Annotated in this window: 18 protein-coding genes; 11 read left to right on the forward strand and 7 right to left on the reverse strand. The window is 63.5% G+C overall.

Annotated elements, in window-relative coordinates:
* The first annotated feature begins 73 nt into the window (after nt 1–73).
* Nucleotides 74–862, forward strand: a complete 789-nt coding sequence (locus J3E61_RS26200; protein ID WP_210085858.1) for a TetR/AcrR family transcriptional regulator — start codon at nt 74–76, stop codon at nt 860–862.
* Here the strand turns inward: J3E61_RS26200 and J3E61_RS26205 are convergent.
* Nucleotides 851–2,011: an acyl-CoA dehydrogenase family protein gene (locus tag J3E61_RS26205; protein WP_210085859.1), complete on the reverse strand. Its 1,161-nt coding sequence runs from the start codon at nt 2,009–2,011 to the stop codon at nt 851–853. The two genes, J3E61_RS26200 and J3E61_RS26205, sit on opposite strands and share 12 nt — an antisense overlap.
* 101 nt (nt 2,012–2,112) lie before the next feature.
* Between J3E61_RS26205 and J3E61_RS26210 the strand changes: the two genes are divergently transcribed.
* A complete protein-coding gene (locus tag J3E61_RS26210; protein ID WP_210085860.1) occupies nt 2,113–3,132 on the forward strand; it encodes an acyl-CoA dehydrogenase family protein in 1,020 nt (339 codons plus the stop codon).
* On the opposite strand, the gene J3E61_RS26215 is transcribed toward J3E61_RS26210, so the two are convergent.
* Together J3E61_RS26215 and J3E61_RS26220 are read right to left on the reverse strand one after the other, a co-directional pair.
* Nucleotides 3,111–3,527, reverse strand: a complete 417-nt coding sequence (locus J3E61_RS26215) for a PaaI family thioesterase (protein WP_210086704.1) — start codon at nt 3,525–3,527, stop codon at nt 3,111–3,113. The genes J3E61_RS26210 and J3E61_RS26215 overlap by 22 nt on opposite strands.
* Nucleotides 3,528–3,544: 17 nt before the next feature.
* Nucleotides 3,545–4,453, reverse strand: a complete 909-nt coding sequence (locus J3E61_RS26220) for an enoyl-CoA hydratase (protein ID WP_210085861.1) — start codon at nt 4,451–4,453, stop codon at nt 3,545–3,547.
* Between the two features lie 95 nt (nt 4,454–4,548).
* Here J3E61_RS26220 and J3E61_RS26225 point away from each other — a divergent pair, with 95 nt between their 5' ends.
* From J3E61_RS26225 to J3E61_RS26235, 3 genes are read left to right on the forward strand one after another with little or no spacing between them, the layout of a single operon-like run.
* A complete protein-coding gene (locus J3E61_RS26225; protein ID WP_210085862.1) occupies nt 4,549–5,661 on the forward strand; it encodes a dihydrodipicolinate reductase in 1,113 nt (370 codons plus the stop codon).
* 44 nt (nt 5,662–5,705) lie between these two features.
* Complete coding sequence (locus tag J3E61_RS26230; RefSeq protein WP_210086705.1) at nt 5,706–6,317, forward strand: nitroreductase family protein; 612 nt, start codon at nt 5,706–5,708, stop codon at nt 6,315–6,317.
* Nucleotides 6,314–7,252 carry a TIGR03619 family F420-dependent LLM class oxidoreductase gene (locus J3E61_RS26235; protein ID WP_210085863.1) on the forward strand — a complete coding sequence of 313 codons (939 nt, stop codon included), beginning with the start codon at nt 6,314–6,316 and terminating at the stop codon, nt 7,250–7,252. Before J3E61_RS26230 ends, J3E61_RS26235 begins: the two co-directional genes overlap by 4 nt.
* Nucleotides 7,253–7,256: 4 nt before the next feature.
* On the opposite strand, the gene J3E61_RS26240 is transcribed toward J3E61_RS26235, so the two are convergent.
* Complete coding sequence (locus J3E61_RS26240) at nt 7,257–7,811, reverse strand: TetR family transcriptional regulator (RefSeq protein WP_192723612.1); 555 nt, start codon at nt 7,809–7,811, stop codon at nt 7,257–7,259.
* Entirely contained in the window at nt 7,808–8,239 is a 432-nt protein-coding gene (locus J3E61_RS26245) for a nuclear transport factor 2 family protein (protein WP_210085864.1), read from the reverse strand. Before J3E61_RS26245 ends, J3E61_RS26240 begins: the two co-directional genes overlap by 4 nt.
* A gap of 162 nt (nt 8,240–8,401) precedes the next feature.
* Between J3E61_RS26245 and J3E61_RS26250 the strand changes: the two genes are divergently transcribed.
* From J3E61_RS26250 to J3E61_RS26260, 3 genes are all read left to right on the forward strand, one after another.
* Nucleotides 8,402–9,268 carry a helix-turn-helix domain-containing protein gene (locus tag J3E61_RS26250; RefSeq protein ID WP_210085865.1) on the forward strand — a complete coding sequence of 289 codons (867 nt, stop codon included), beginning with the start codon at nt 8,402–8,404 and terminating at the stop codon, nt 9,266–9,268.
* Between the two features lie 204 nt (nt 9,269–9,472).
* Complete coding sequence (locus J3E61_RS26255; protein ID WP_210085866.1) at nt 9,473–10,117, forward strand: nuclear transport factor 2 family protein; 645 nt, start codon at nt 9,473–9,475, stop codon at nt 10,115–10,117.
* A gap of 2 nt (nt 10,118–10,119) precedes the next feature.
* The gene (locus J3E61_RS26260; protein ID WP_210085867.1) at nt 10,120–11,154 is read left to right on the forward strand and encodes an NAD-dependent epimerase/dehydratase family protein; all 1,035 of its coding nucleotides are present in this window, start codon (nt 10,120–10,122) and stop codon (nt 11,152–11,154) included.
* On the opposite strand, the gene J3E61_RS26265 is transcribed toward J3E61_RS26260, so the two are convergent.
* Together J3E61_RS26265 and J3E61_RS26270 are read right to left on the reverse strand one after the other, a co-directional pair.
* Nucleotides 11,132–11,512, reverse strand: coding sequence for a helix-turn-helix transcriptional regulator (locus tag J3E61_RS26265; RefSeq protein ID WP_210085868.1), 381 nt, complete (start codon nt 11,510–11,512; stop codon nt 11,132–11,134). The two genes, J3E61_RS26260 and J3E61_RS26265, sit on opposite strands and share 23 nt — an antisense overlap.
* On the reverse strand, nt 11,509–12,087 hold the full coding sequence (locus tag J3E61_RS26270) for a TetR/AcrR family transcriptional regulator (protein ID WP_210085869.1): 579 nt from the start codon (nt 12,085–12,087) through the stop codon (nt 11,509–11,511). The genes J3E61_RS26265 and J3E61_RS26270 overlap by 4 nt, the downstream gene beginning before the upstream one ends.
* A 262-nt stretch (nt 12,088–12,349) precedes the next feature.
* Here J3E61_RS26270 and J3E61_RS26275 point away from each other — a divergent pair, with 262 nt between their 5' ends.
* The 3 genes from J3E61_RS26275 (at nt 12,350) to J3E61_RS26285 (ending at nt 14,756) form a co-directional block, all read left to right on the forward strand.
* Nucleotides 12,350–13,006 (forward strand): helix-turn-helix domain-containing protein, encoded by a 657-nt coding sequence (locus J3E61_RS26275; protein ID WP_210085870.1) that lies wholly within the window; start codon nt 12,350–12,352, stop codon nt 13,004–13,006.
* 318 nt (nt 13,007–13,324) lie between these two features.
* Nucleotides 13,325–13,663, forward strand: coding sequence for a hypothetical protein (locus J3E61_RS26280; RefSeq protein ID WP_210085871.1), 339 nt, complete (start codon nt 13,325–13,327; stop codon nt 13,661–13,663).
* Nucleotides 13,656–14,756 (forward strand): hypothetical protein, encoded by a 1,101-nt coding sequence (locus J3E61_RS26285; RefSeq protein WP_210085872.1) that lies wholly within the window; start codon nt 13,656–13,658, stop codon nt 14,754–14,756. Before J3E61_RS26280 ends, J3E61_RS26285 begins: the two co-directional genes overlap by 8 nt.
* Nucleotides 14,757–14,771: the final 15 nt, after the last annotated feature.

Raw genomic sequence — 14,771 nt, forward strand, 5'->3', positions numbered from 1 at the left:
GGCTCGACACCGCAACATACTCGTGTAGGTAGATTGAGTAAGAAAGCCGGGGAACGCGTATTCTCATATCATCATGACTGCCAAAAAGCGTCCGGAACAGGACACCGAAGCCAGCCTCGAGCTCGTGGACGCCGAAGTCGAAATGCCCACGAGCTGGCAAGAACGCACGATCGAACGGCGGCTTTCCGCCGCCAGGGCGCGTGCATTGGCGCGTAGCTCGCGCTTCCTCGCCACGGCCTTGGAACTGGTCGAGGAGTCCGGACGGGCCGACTTCACGATCCAGACCCTGATCGACCGGTCGAATCTGAGCTTGCGCGCGTTCTACCAGCACTTCGCGGGCAAAGAAGAACTGTTGTTGGCGCTCTACGAGAATGCGACAAGTCAATTCATCGAGGCCATTCGCCACGAGGTCTCGGCGGCCGACGGTCCGATGGAACAACTCGAAGCGTTCTGTCGTGGGTTCCTGTCTCGGGCAGAATCTTCCGAGGCAATTGGCGGCAGGGTGATGACGATCTACAACCTGAGTCTGGAGATCGAGCGTCCTGCTGATTTCGCCAAGATCTGGGAGCCGCACCAGAAGCTGCTGACGAAGATTCTCACGTCGTGTTCGCGCGCCGGGATGGTGCGAAAGGACATGACGCCCGTGCAGCTGACGACGCTGCTGAACTCGACGTTGATCGCGCTCGCGCAAATCGGCGTATTCCACCTCGGCGTCAAGGGCGCCGAGCTGACCGAGGATCAACTGTGGGCGTGGTGCAGGCAAGCACTGACACCGCCGGCGGGCACAGTCAAGCCGAGGCGTGTCGCGAAAGCGCCCGCGAAGCGAACCAGCGCCCGTAAGCCCCGCAAGCTAACGGGGTAGGCCGAGTCCGCGCTGGGCGATGATGGTGCGCTGCACTTCGCTGGTGCCGGCGTAGATAGTCGTGCCCAGCGAGAACCGCATGAGGTGCTCGAAGCGACCTTCCTCGACTGCCGTCGGCTCGAAGTGGCTTCGCATCGCGTCTGGCCCCACGAGCTCGACGACGTCCTGGCTGGCCCGGGCAAGTGCTTCGGTGCTGAACAACTTGGACATCGGCCCCTCGCCAACTGGCGTTTGTCCTTGTTCGATCATCCAGACGCATCGGCGTTGAAGGAGCATCGATACCTCGAGTTCCATCGCCACCCTGGTGATCCTTCGTCGCACGTCGTGTCTGGTGATCGGAGGTGACTCGGAATCGCTGCCGGGGGTGTTGGCCCAGCGCTCCACGTGATGTAGCAGTCTGGCAAGGTGCGGCCCCCAGCCGGACGCGTGTTCGTCTTGTAACGACAACCCCAGCACTTGCCAACCGCCGTCGATGTCACCGACGCGCCACTCGTCGCCGATGCGGACATCGGTGAAGAAGGTGACGTTCGTGCGCTCTCCCGACAGTGTCCAGACCGCCTGCGCGTCGAAACCCTGGGAATCCAGAGGAACGAGAAACATCGTGAGGCCCTTGTGTTTCGGCTTCTCGGGGCTGGTGCGGGCGAGAAGGAACACGTAGTCGGCAATATGGCCGTTGGTGGTGAACATCTTGGACCCGTTGATCACCCACTGCTCGCCGTCGCGAATGGCCCTGGTCCGCGCCGCGGCGACATCGGACCCGCATTCAGGCTCGGTGAATCCCAATGCGATCGTGAGGTCGCCGTTGAGTGCAGGCCCCAGTATGCGGTTCTTCATCACGGGACTGCCGATCTCACGGATGATCGCCGCCACCATTCGAGTTGTCTCCGAGAGGTAGACGGGCGCGTCGGCGGACATCAGCTCCTCTTTGAGTGCCTGATCCTCCCAGACGCTGCTGTTCTGCCCGCCGAACTCGACAGGCCAGCTCGGGGCGAAATAACCCTTCTGCACAAGACCTTTCGCGAAATCATCGTCGTGTGCGACGCCGCTGCGGTAGATCCGTTCCTCGAACTCCGGTGTCATCACCTCGCGCAAGTGGCTGCGCACACCGGCCCGGAAAGCCTCGGCGTCAGCGTCAGGTTGAAAGTGCATTGAAACGAACCGTCCTGTCGTTCGGCATGTGCGCCAGCTTGGTCGATAATGTTACTCTCAAATCTGAGAGCAACCATATCCGCATGTGATGGGACTGCAGCGTGGACCTGACCCTCTCCGGGGAACAGCGGCAACTCGTTGATTCCTTCGCCTCGATATACGCCAAGGAGTCGACGACGGAGCGAGTGCGCTCGGCGCAACCCCTGGGCTTTGACCCGGCACTGTGGAAAGCACTGCACGACATCGGTGTAGTGGAGATGGCCGTCGACCACGAGGCGGGCGGCTGGGAAGCCTCCGAGCTGGATCTCGCGCTCATCGCCGAGCAGTTCGGTCGCGCGGTAGTGTCGGCTCCTGTTGTCGAGGCACAGGTTGCGGCGAGACTGCTGGCGTCCAGCGGTGCCGCCGGTGCTGCGCTACTGAGCGCGGCTGTCGCCGGTGACAAGCTGGTCACGTTCGCGCCTCGCGCAGGGTGTGGCTCCCAACTGACACTGGTACCCGGTGGCGCTGTCGCCGACGCAGTCATCGCGTTCATGGATGGGCGTCTGATTGCATCGCCTCTGACGGAAAACCGTCGTGTGGTCGAGAACCTCGGTTCGTTACCTCTGGCCGATATCGATATCGACCACGAGGTCGTTGTCCTGGCCGACGGAGCAAGCGCACGCCGGATGTTCTCCGGCGCGGTTGATCTATGGCTGACGTTGACCGCGGCGGCCCTTGTCGGCGCCTCGGCCAGGGCGATCGAAATCGGCGTCGAATACGCCAAACAACGGCGTGCGTTCGACACCCCCATCGGAACCTTCCAGGCGGTGTCGCATCCGTTGGCCGACAGCGCCACGGCGACGGACGGCGCTCGGCTGTTGACATTGAAGGCCGCGTGCGCTTTTGCCGACGAACCAGAGCGTGTCAGTGAGCTTGCGGCGATGGCGTTCGCATTCGCGTTCGAAAGTGCCCGCGATGCAACCTATCGCAGCCTCCACATCCACGGCGGATACGGGTTCGGCATGGAATGTGACATTCAGCTGTATTACCGACGGACCCGCGGCTGGGGCATGGTGTTCGGCGAGCCGGCGTCCGCGCTTGACCGTGCGGCGGACGCCCGCTACGGACCGGCGGCGGGTTGAGGCGATTCGCGCGACTCCATGACGGCGAAACTCAGGGTTGCGCGTGCCGCCAAGCGATTTCGCCCGACGTCGACGACATCGACCGCTACGACGATCAATTGCCTGCCCGCGCGCACCAGGGTCGCGGTCGCCCGGGCAGGCCCCTCGACTATGGGCGCCAGGAAGTGGATCGACATGTCGGCCGTGCCGGCACCCGCTGCTGTGTTCACATGTTTGATCGCCAGCCGTCCCGCGGCTACGTCGATGAGCGTGGCAACCATTCCGCCCTGCAACGCGCCGCGGATGTTGACCAAGTCGTGTCTGTGGTGCAGATCCACGACGACGGTGTCGTCGGTATCGACGACGTCGTAGAAGGGCAGCTGTGCAAACAGGTGCCCGGGAATCGTCACCTGCATCGGCTGTGGGCTGTCCGTCACGCCTGCGCACGCACCTGGTCTTTGGCCGACAGCACGATTGGAGGAGCCGTCCGCCAGTTCGGCACGCCCTGCTCCTCACCGGCCGTCGCACGCTTGTCGTCACGCACGCCAACCCAATGCGAGTGGTTCAGCTGGTGCAGCGTGAAGCAGGACTGCAGCGCGTTGTAGAAGCCCATGTTGTCGACGGACTGGTTGACCGATTCCTTGATCAGCAGCGCCGCCATCGTGGGGACAGTGGCGATGCGCCTTGCCATCTCCAATGTGCGGTCGGCGAGTTCCTCGCGTTTGAATACCTTGCTCACCATGCCGAGGCGGTATGCCTCGTCGATGTCGATCGCGTCGCCGGTGAGCATGAGTTCCTTGGTGCGACGCGGCCCGAACTCCCACGGATGACCGAAATACTCCATGCCGCACATGCCCAGCCGCGTGCCGACGACGTCGGCGAAACGCACTTCTTCGCTGCCGACGATCAGGTCGCATGCCCAGATCAGCATGAGGCCCGCTGAGAACACATCGCCGTGCACCTGGGCGATGGTGATCTTGCGCAGGTTGCGCCAGCGAAGGTTGTTCTGGAAGAAGTAGTGCCATTCCTGCAGCATGATCTTCTCGGCGCCCTCGCGGGTCCCGCCATTGATCGCCGCGGTGGGGTGCTGGTCCGGCCCCGGTGTGAATTCGGCTCGGGCCTGCTTGGATCCGATGTCGTGGCCCGAGGAGAACATCGGCCCCTCACCCGCAAGGATCACGACGCGCACGGTGTCGTCGGCCTCGGCTCTGGTGAACGCGTCGTCGAGTTCGACCAGCATTCCGCGATTCTGCGCGTTTCGCTGATCTGGCCGGTTCAGCGAGATCCGGACGATCTGGCCGTCGTCGAAAGACTCCCACTTCAGGAACTCGTAATCGCTCATTGTCTCCTCCACGGTTCTCTAACTCCGGTAATGGTGTTATCAATTACTGAGAAAGTATGTTCTCACACGTCGGTGGATCAGATGGAAGGCTGCTCATGGCGAACCGCCAACGCAACCCACGGGTCATTCTCTGGGGCCCGGGGCAGGTAGGAGTCGGCGCTCTACGAGCCCTCATCGCACATCCCGGGCTCGACCTCGTAGGTGTCGTCGTGCACGCCGAAGCCAAGGACGGCGTGGACGCCGGAGACCTATGCGGGATGCCCAAGACCGGCGTCAGCGCCACCAGAGACATCGAGACCGCTTTGGCAGTCGACGCCGATGTCGTTGCCTACTTCGCGTCGGGTGATTACCGGTATCGCGAGGCGGCGCTGGACGTCGCCCGGTGTCTGCGGGCCGGCAAGAACGTCGTTTGCACTTCGTTGGTGCCGATGTGCTATCCGCCCGCGGCGGACAAGGAAACCGTCGACCTGATCGAGGAGGCGTGTGCGGCGGGCGGAACCAGCTTCTTCAACAGTGGAGTCGACCCCGGTTGGGCAAACGACGTGATCGCGCTGACGATGACCGGCTTCAGCAGCCGCGTCGACAGCATCACGATGCTCGAGATACTCGATTACGGACCGATCAACCAGCCCGACATCATGTTCGACTTCATGGGATTTGGTCACCCGCCTGATCATCCTGCGCCCCTCTTCGACACAAAGCGCCTCGCCGCTCTGTGGGCACCGACGGTGCATCTCGTTGCCGACGGAGTCGGTCTGCCGCTCGACCACGTCGAGACGACGATCGAAAAGTGGTTGGCCACAGAGCGTTACGAGGTCGCCTCGGGCTGGATCGAGCCGGGCACGATGGGCGGAATGCGGTTCAAGCTCGCAGGCATGGTCGACGGTGAGGAGCGTGTCGTGCTGGAGCACATCACGCGGATGGGGGAGGGCTCCGCGCCGGATTGGCCACGGCATCCGTCACCCCACGGGGGTTACCGCGTCATCGTCGACGGCCTGCCGACCTACACGGTGGACATCGAGATGCACGGACGCGGAAACAATATGCGTGGCTTGACCTACGCCACTGTCATGCGTGAACTCAATGCCATCCCTGCAGTCATGGCGGCCCCGCCGGGGACGTTGTCCACTCTGGACCTGCCGTTGGTCACCGGGCCGGTACGCGGGGGAAACTGGCGCGGGCTCATTCCACGCACGAGGTCGGCATGACACGGCAGGTGGCCCAGTCGACCTCGACCGACCTGTGGGAGGTGATGCGCACAGCGTCCGCAGTTCGGCGATACCGCGCCGAACCGGTCGCGGACGAGGTGCTCGAACGATGTCTGCTTGCGGCGACCTGGGCGCCGTCAGGCGGAAACCAGCAGCCATGGCGGTTCGTCGTGGTGCGCTCGCCCGAGGCACGCGCGGTCATCACCGAAGCTGCCCACCGAACATGGGACAGCCTCAAGGACTTCTATCGGCTGTCCACGCCCGCAGGCGACGCCAATGACCCAAAGTCCCGGGTGCTGCGGGCGATGGCCGAACACATGCGCGTCGGCGGGAACGCACCTGCTCTCGTGCTGTTCTGCGTCCAGCCACAGGCTGGGGCAACTGAACTGCAGCAGGGGGCCTCACTGTTTCCGGCGGTACAAAATTTCCTTCTCGCCGCTCGCGCACAGGGCTTAGGTGCAGCGATTACGTTGTGGCACATGTCCTGTGACGACGCGTTGCGCACTTTGATCGGCATTCCGGACGACTGGGTCGTCGCTGCGCTGGTGACGGCGGGTTGGCCGCAGGGAAGACATCGCATGGTGCGCCGAAAGCCGCTGTCCGAAGTGGCAGTAGTGGATCATTGGGGTCGACATTGGCCATCGGAGAAGGCATGACCACGCGTAAACCCGAACTCTCTCTTTACCTGACCACCTATACCGACGGTCCGCACCATGACTGGCGTGCCACCCTGGAGTACGCCCAGGCCATGGACGCTGCGGGTGTGGACCGGGTGGTGGTCTCCGACCACGTGGTGTTCGGGGAGAACCTGGACGCCTACGCCGACCCGACGATCGGTGGCCAGGCGGGCGGCAGGCAGCCCACGGGTCCGGACGGAAGCTGGCTGGAGCCTCTGATTGTGCTGACGGCGATCGCCGCCACCACTACGCGGATCAGACTGGGTACCGCGATCCTGCTCGCCGCACTACGGCGGCCCGCTGTGCTGGCCAAACAACTCGCCACGCTTGACGTGCTGTCGGAGGGTCGAATGGATCTAGGCGTCGGCGTGGGCTGGCAGCGTGAGGAATACGAAGCCGCCGGCCTGTCATTCAAGAATCGCGGTCGGTTGCTCGACCACACGCTGGAGGTCTGCCAGACGCTGTGGACGCAGCAGCGGGCGTCCTACGAATCCGCCGAGCTGACGTTCGACGGCATCCACCAAATGCCCAAGCCGGTTCAACCTTGTGGCGTGCCGATGTGGATCAGCGGCACGGTGAACAACGCTGTCGCGCGCCGGATTGCACGCTTCGGAAGCGGCTGGATCCCGTGGGGGCCCGCGTACGCGGACATGCCCAGTGCGATTGCGGCGATGAAGGACAAGATCCGCGAGTTCGGCGGAGACCCAACAGATCTGCAGGTGCAGGGTGTCGCGCGTGCTGTAAAACGAGACGACGGCTCGATTGACTTCGAGGCATCGACTGCAGGCGTCCCTGCGCTCGTCGCCGCCGGGGTGACCGACGTCCGGTTTCCGGCGTCGTTATCCGTCGAACCGGACCGAGCGGTGCAGGAGCTTTCGGCACTCGTCGAGGCGTTCCGCGCCGCCACAACATGAACGGTCAGGGCTTGGCTTGGTCCAGCAGCCACGCCGCCCATGTCGCGTCGGACCGCTTGCCGGGCAGGGCGAGTGCGGTCGAGACGGTGACGATGAGTCCGGTGGCGATAAAGGTTCGCACTTGCATCGCGTCGGCGCCGGTCAGGTCGGCCACCGTGCGCTGCAAGGCAAGGTACCGGCGTGCGACGGCTTCTCGAACGGCGTCGTCTCCTGCAGCGGCGTAGCTCTGCAACATCATCAGCGCGGTGGTGCGATCCCGTTGCAGCAGCCGCCGATACGCCTCTCCCATCGCCACCAACGGCGTCAGCTCGGTGTGACGGTCGGCAGCTTCGCGGAACGCTGAGGTGATGCGGTCGAACGTCGTCTCGACAACCTCGAGGAACAGCGCTTGTTTGGAGCCGAACATCTGCACGACTCGCGGATGGGAGATGTCCGCGCGGGCTGCGATCGCTTCCAAGCGCGTTCCGGCGAGGCCAGTCTCGGCGAACTCTACGGCAGCCGCTTCGAGGATCTCCGCTCTGCGGACCGCGGCAGGCTTGCGAACCCGGGCGGATGTCACCGAGGGGTCTTGCCCAGCTGTCGAAACACCAGCGCGTTGTCGTACAGGCACCGATAGGCGCGGATCAGACCGAACTCGTCAAAATCCAACCGGTCATCGCCGTGAAATTCGATCGTCTTGCCCGACTTCGCATGAGTGCCGCTGAACCGCCATGCCACCAGCACGGCGCGGCGTGCTACGTCGGCGTAAAGGCCCTCGAGCGAGAATGTGTGGTCGGGGTAGGCAGCATGCATGGCGTTGACGAACGAGCGGATCGAATCGCGACCGTAAACGGTGTCACCGAGCGCCGGTTCGTCATAGACGAGATCTTCGGCGCACAACGCAGCGACGGCGTCTCCGTCGTGGTCATTCCAGGCCTTTTCCCATTGCCGTCCGATCTCCTCGACCGCGGCAGGGTCGGCGATGGCTGCTTCAGCGATTAGCGTCATGCAAACTAACTTACCGGTTTGTAAGGAGCAGGGCAACGGTAAACCCCCTAAACTTGGCTCGCCGGGCGTTCGGTCGCCCGCCCAAGGAAGAGCGATCAGATATCCACCGCAATTTCGACGGGTAGTCTTCGGATAGTCAACACCCGCTGCGCAGGAGCACTTGTGACCGGTTCATCACCGCCCACCCGCCGGGTGGTCGAAATCATCGGGCTGCTCACCGAGCGCGCAGGCATACCAACCCGGCTCAGCGACATCGTGAAAGCTTTGAACCTCAACCAGGCGACCGCCCATACGATCATGAAGGAGCTTGTCGATACAGGCTGGGTCGCCCGTGATCCTGTCACCAAGGCGTTTTCGATCGGTGCGACTCTGGTCAACCTGGCGCGCCAGATCGATCAGTCACCGTCGGTCGCGCAGGCCGCGAAGGTCGCAGCTCAAACCGCTGTCGCCGACACGGGCTACGCCGCGTCGGTGTCCGAGCGTGCAGGAAACCAACTCGTCATCACGGCGTTCATCAGTGCGCGCAGCGCACACGACGAGCAATGGCACGCCACCGTCGGAGATCGACTGCCTTTCGCTGCGCCGTTCGGGCCGGCATATGCCGCTTGGGAACCACGGGATGAGCGCCAGGCCTGGATTCAACGCAGTGGGGTGAATAGTCGTGCGTTCCAGGGCCAGCTTGAACGTTTCCTGGACGACACGGTCGCTCAGGGCTACAGCGTCGAGCGGATGAGCCCAGAGATGGTGTCGGCGATTCCAGTCATGACCAGGCTCCAGGCCGAGGCGTTATCTGATTCGATGCGCGATCATCTTGACGAGGTGCTGCTCGAAATGACCGGCACTGCAAGCAGTTCGGCGGGAACCCGGCACTATGTGGGCGCGATCAGCACACCGATCTTCGATGCCGCAGGCCGCGTCTCGCACAGCATCAGTCTGCACCCGTTCACGGACCTCTCCACGCGGAAGATCCAACAGATTGGACGTCGTCTTCGGCGGGCCGCCTCAGTGATCGATGCACACATATCTTGAGGAAATCCCACTCCGCGTCGCATAACGACGGCCGGACGGGATCGGACGTCAAACATTAAGCGGTTTGGTCATTTTGCGCCCGTTGACGTGTGCTGCGCCCCGCGGGTAGGTTTTGCATAATCGAAATATCAAAGTTGAATAATCGATGCAAAACACACAACCGCCGCGGGGTTGGAGTAACCCCCACTCGATTAGGAGAAAAAGTTGTCTGTAGTTCGCGGGTTGCTAGACACGTCAGGCGAGCGACGCATACTGCGCACCGCTGCGGCGTTGGGGACGGCGGCAATGCTTGGCGCCGTCGGCGTCGGCGTTAGCAGCGGTGTCGCCAATGCCGATCTCCTCTGTGGCTATTCGACACCCGCGTCTGACTCCGGCGTTGAGGTCGATGCGATCAAGTCGCTCAAGGCAAGCTACTTTCAGAACATCGACGCCACGAACTGGGATGCCCTGCGTGACCTCCTCGCTCCCGACGTCGTCGAGGACACCACATGCAGTGCCGGGCCTCTCCTCGTCGGCAGGGACCCGTTCATCGCCTTCCTGAAGGTCACCCTCGGGGCTGCCAATACCCATCATCAGGGCTACGACCCGCACATCCACCTGACGTCGGCGACGACTGCTGAAGGGTTGTGGACGCTGGAGGATGTGCTGATCTTTGGCGGCACTGTCGGTGTGCACGGCTATGGCCACTACAACGACCGCTATACGAAGGTCGATGGGCGGTGGATCGTCAAGTATTCCAAGCTCACTCGCACTCGCCTGGACCTGATCAACCCCGACGGCACGGTGATCCAGGCGGACGCTCCCATCGATGCGGTTGTCGCCGCGGTCAAGAAGGTCACCGGGGGGTAGCGGTGCCGCGCGACGTCACGCCCCGCCGGCCGAAGAAGTTGGTCATCGGGGCCAGCGGTTTCCTCGGATCTCACGTCACGCGTCAACTGGTCGCCGCCGGAGAAGACGTGCGGGTGATGCTGCGCCGAACCAGCTCCACCAAGGGCATCGAAGACCTTGACGTGGAACGTGTTTACGGTGACATCTTCGACGATGTGGCGCTGAGGGAGGCGATGTCTGATTGCGATGTCGTCTACTACTGCGTGGTCGACACACGGATGTGGTTACGCGATCCGGCCCCGTTGTTCCGCACCAATGTCGACGGCCTGCGCTGTGTGGTCGAGGCAGCGGTGAATACCGACTTGCGAAAGTTCGTGTTCACGAGCACAACTGGCACGTTGGCGATCAATGCCAGCAGGCCTGTCACCGAGGCCGATCCCCACAACTGGAATCAGGGCGGGGCGTACATCGAGTCGCGGGTGGCGGCCGAGAACTTGGTGTTGGACTATGCCCGAGAACGCGGTCTGCCTGCTGTGGCGATGTGTGTCTCGACGACCTATGGCGCCGGCGACTGGGCGCCGACCCCCCACGGATCGATCATCGCCGCGATCGCCGCGGGCCGCTTTCCGTTTTACTTCGGCTATTCGGCCGAGGTGGTTGGGATCGAAGACGCCGCGCGGGCCATGCTGCTCGCCGGCGAACGTGGCCGAGAAGGTGAGCGCTACGTCGTCTCCGATCGCTACATGAGCGTGCGCGACGTCAACGGCATTGCCGCAGCGGCCGTCGGCAGAAAGCCGCCGCGGATCGGAGTTCCGTTGCCCGTGCTGAAGATTGCAGCACGCATCAACGACCTCGCGGCCCGGATCCTCAACCGAGATCTCCCGTTGGCCTACGCCGGAATCCGCATGGCCGAGCTGATGTCACCCCTTGACCACAGCAAGGCCGAACGTGAACTCGGTTGGACGCCAAGGCCTGTCGAAGATTCCATCCGGGAGGCGGCCCAGTTCTTCGCGGCTCGGCACCGGACTGGCCGTCTTAGCCTGCCCACCCGGGGTTGAGCGTCGCGATCCGATCGAGGTTGTCCTCGGCCCAGGTGCGCAGCATGCTCAGTGGGACAGCGGCGCTTGCGCCGAGTTCTGTTAGCTCGTACTCGACTCTGGGTGGTACGTCGGCATACACCGTCCGAGTAATCAGCGAAGCTGATTCGAGTTGTCGCAGTGTGCGGGTCAACATCTTCGAACTGATGCCGGGCAGTTGATCGCGCAACGCGCTGAAGCGCACGGGCCCGTTCTCCAATAGACCGATCAGCAGCGCGGACCACTTGTTGGCGAGCAGGTCGAGCAGTATCCGGCACGGGCACAGTTCTCCGTACACGTCATGGTCGTCGTGCTGGCCGGTCCGACACGTTTGAGTCATCGCCGTGCCTTTCTTGCTCGGGTGGCTTTGGATCGCGGCGCTTCAGGCGTGTGGGTCAGCCCGGCAAGAAGCACCTGCACTGCCTTGGCTCGACCCGCGTGATCGTCGGCGGCGACGGTCATGCGGATGAACATGGCGATGTCGTCGACAGTGATACCGGGGTGCAGGCCACCCGCCTCGCGGAGGCGGGTGGTGAACGGTTCGACGAGGTCGGTGATCAGCCGCTGCGCGTGCGACTTGGCCCGAGGGCTCGTCGCCGCCAACCGGAGGAAGGTTTCGGTTTCGGCGCCGGACAGATCGCAACTCTCCGTGAATACCGATCGGAACGCCTCGAGTGGGTCGGAGACGTCTTCGGCCGAATCCGCCTCGCCCGCTTCGGCGATGAAGTCGTCGAGCACCGCCACGACCAGATCGTCCTTGTCCGGGAAATGCCGGTAGAGCGTGGTGGGGCCGACGCCGGCTCGGCGGGCTATTTCTTCGAGGCTCGCTGCTGGCCCCTGTTCGTTGAACGCCTCGCGGGCCGCGGCGACCAGGCGCTGCCGATTGCGCTGCACGTCCCTTCGCGGCGTCCGCATTCCGTCCTCCTCGATCCGGTAGCGGAACTACCATATCCGCTAGCGTCGATGAAGCGGCGGTGCCGCTACCGGATTAGTTTCTCCCAGTGAAGGCTCAACAAATGTTCAGGGAGGGTACAGAACGGTCCTGCACTATGGCGTTAGCGGCCATACGTTTGCGAACGATGGCCGGAGCAATGGCATCGTTTGGTTCGACGCCGGTTGGTACATGCAGCAGCAAGCCTTAGGGACCGCTGTCACTTCGAAAAGGCACGGTGCCCTCATGACCGCTACGGAACCGGACCGCCCCGCAGCCTGCGCAGGATCCCGTAGCGTCATCGAAACGGCGTTCAGCCTCCTCGACCTCATTGCCGAGCTTCAGCCGGTTCGGCTCGTTGACCTCAGCGCCGTCTCTGGGCTCCCACATCCCACAGTGCATCGCCTACTTCAGCAGTTGGTCACGGTCGGGGCGGTTCGGCGCGAGAGATCGCGCTACGCCCTCGGCGCAAGTCTGCTTCGTCTCGGCGCAACGGTGACACCTGCGGCCCGGGTACGCATCGCTTGTCGGCGGCCCATGGCTGAACTCGCATCGATCACGGGGGCAGCCGTGAGCCTGTCCGCCGATCTCGGCGAGGGCCCCGTTTATCTCGACGCGCTCGCGGCTCGCTCGCCGGTGCGATTCCTGGCCAAGGCCGGTGACGTCGTTCCAGCCGAAACCGCTCAGGGCCGCGCGCATGACACGCTCACTCGGCCGGTTATCGATGCCGGTGAGGTCGCCGCGGACTACAGCTGTGTCGCGATGGCGATACCGTATGGCTCAGCAACGGGTGTCGCGGTCGTGTCCACCTTGATCCCGTCGTCTCGACCTTCGGATCTGATGCTGGCAGCGACCCGCAAGACGGCGGAACGTATTGCCAGCGTGATGCTTTCGAATCCTTAATCGGCACGGTAGCGGCAGTGTGGCCGTCACACTCAGTCCGCACCCCGGTGCCGCACTGCGGATCACCGGGTGAGGTTGTGCTCTGCCGCGACCAGACGGACTGGCTGCGGAAGCCGCGTCGTGAGGCTGTGACCAGTAAGGGTATCCAGCGGGTAACTAATGGTCCTTGCATGTCACCGGCATTCGTTGGTTAACCTCGCCGCGTTCGCCGTCCATCGAGGAGACCCGTGTACATCGCTTTTGTCCATTCACTGAACATTCATTGGCGGACTCGGTGGAACCGTTTCTAACTTCGGGACCTATGAGTGGGGTTGCGCGGTGAACCGGGAGGCGATGGTGGAACTGTGGACTCGGCACGCCCGCTATGAGTTCGAGCTGAAGAACGCCGATTTGACGATATCGACGATAGTGCCGGATGCGCGCGTGATGCACTTACCGGCGATGAGCGGGGCGTCGGGGCGTGAAGCGTTGCGCGCCTACTACGCCGACGTTTTCATTCCGGCTCGGCCGCCGGACACCACGCTCGAGGTCGTGCGGCGCTCGCTCGGTGAGGATGTCCTGGTCGACGAATGCCTTATGGAGTTCACCCACGATCGCGTGATGCCGCGCCTTCTTTCGGGCGTGACCCCCACCGTGGAGGGCGTTGATCGTGGCTGATTCGCGAATGACGGTGCATCGCACCGCTGTCCGGGCCGTCGTGGTTCCGCTGCGGCATCCGATCATCGCCGCGATCGGTCGGTTCGATCATTGGCCGCTGGTGCTTGTTGACGTCGAGTTCGCCGGCGGAGTCGTCGGCTCGAGCTACATTTCGCCATATCGCGCCAAGTCATTGCCGGTGGTGGTCGCCGAGTTGCGTGACCTGCTCGGTGGGCTGACCGGGCGCGACATCGCCCCCGGCGACGCATTTCGGGAGACGCTCGCGTCGCTCAATGTGGTTGGGGTAGCTGGTGTCTCGACCATTGCAGTGTCAGCAATCGATATGGCGCTATGGGACGCGCTGGCCAAGGCCGCCGGTCTTCCGCTGGCCGGGCTTCTGGGCGGTTCTGTCGGACCCGTGCGGGCCTACAACAGCAACGGCTTGTGGCGCCATGAGGTCTCGACGCTGGCCTCTGAAGCCAAGGCGTTGGTCGAAGAGGGCGGGTTCACCGCGCTGAAGATGCGCCTCGGCAGTGTCCATCTTCGCGACGACCTTGCGGCCATCGACGCAGTCCGGCAGGGGATCGGCGACGACGTCGATCTCATGGTCGATTTCAACCAAGCCCTTGGTCTGGGTGATGCGATGCGGCGCTGCCACGAACTCGACGAGCAGAACCTGTACTGGTTCGAGGAACCCATCGCATACGACAACCTCCGCGGCTACGCCCAACTCGCCCAGAAGGTTCGAACACCGCTGCAGGCGGGCGAAAACTACTACGGCGCCCGCGATTTACTGAAGTTCCTCGATAGCGGCGGTGTTCACTACGCGATGGGCGACCTGATGCGAATCGGCGGCGTCACAGGCTGGATGCAGACCGCTGGAGTCGCGGCGGCCGCAGGCATCCAGTTCTCCAACCATCTATATCCGGAGTTCGCGGCACACCTTCTCCGCGTAACTCCGACAGCGCACTGGCTCGAGTGGGTCGATTGGGCATGTCCCGTCCAGGCCAACCCGGTGCAACCACAAGCGGGCACGCTCACCGCCCCCGACCAGCCTGGTGCAGGCCTGGTCTGGGACGAGCGGGCGGTCAAGAAATACGCCGTCCACATCTGACAACCGAAAGGTAGC

The sequence above is a fragment of the Mycobacterium sp. OAE908 genome (genome assembly GCF_017872775.1).
GTDB lineage: Bacteria > Actinomycetota > Actinomycetes > Mycobacteriales > Mycobacteriaceae > Mycobacterium.

Excerpts from the sequence above, each read along its gene's own strand:
- J3E61_RS26200 (WP_210085858.1), top strand. The coding sequence starts at position 74 with ATGACTGCCAAAAAGCGTCCGGAACAGGACACCGAAGCCAGCCTCGAG.
- J3E61_RS26205 (WP_210085859.1), bottom strand. The coding sequence starts at position 2,011 with ATGCACTTTCAACCTGACGCTGACGCCGAGGCTTTCCGGGCCGGTGTG.
- J3E61_RS26215 (WP_210086704.1), bottom strand. The coding sequence starts at position 3,527 with ATGCAGGTGACGATTCCCGGGCACCTGTTTGCACAGCTGCCCTTCTAC.
- J3E61_RS26220 (WP_210085861.1), bottom strand. The coding sequence starts at position 4,453 with ATGAGCGATTACGAGTTCCTGAAGTGGGAGTCTTTCGACGACGGCCAG.
- J3E61_RS26225 (WP_210085862.1), top strand. The coding sequence starts at position 4,549 with ATGGCGAACCGCCAACGCAACCCACGGGTCATTCTCTGGGGCCCGGGG.
- J3E61_RS26230 (WP_210086705.1), top strand. The coding sequence starts at position 5,706 with ATGCGCACAGCGTCCGCAGTTCGGCGATACCGCGCCGAACCGGTCGCG.
- J3E61_RS26235 (WP_210085863.1), top strand. The coding sequence starts at position 6,314 with ATGACCACGCGTAAACCCGAACTCTCTCTTTACCTGACCACCTATACC.
- J3E61_RS26245 (WP_210085864.1), bottom strand. The coding sequence starts at position 8,239 with ATGACGCTAATCGCTGAAGCAGCCATCGCCGACCCTGCCGCGGTCGAG.
- J3E61_RS26265 (WP_210085868.1), bottom strand. The coding sequence starts at position 11,512 with ATGACTCAAACGTGTCGGACCGGCCAGCACGACGACCATGACGTGTAC.
- J3E61_RS26270 (WP_210085869.1), bottom strand. The coding sequence starts at position 12,087 with ATGCGGACGCCGCGAAGGGACGTGCAGCGCAATCGGCAGCGCCTGGTC.
- J3E61_RS26275 (WP_210085870.1), top strand. The coding sequence starts at position 12,350 with ATGACCGCTACGGAACCGGACCGCCCCGCAGCCTGCGCAGGATCCCGT.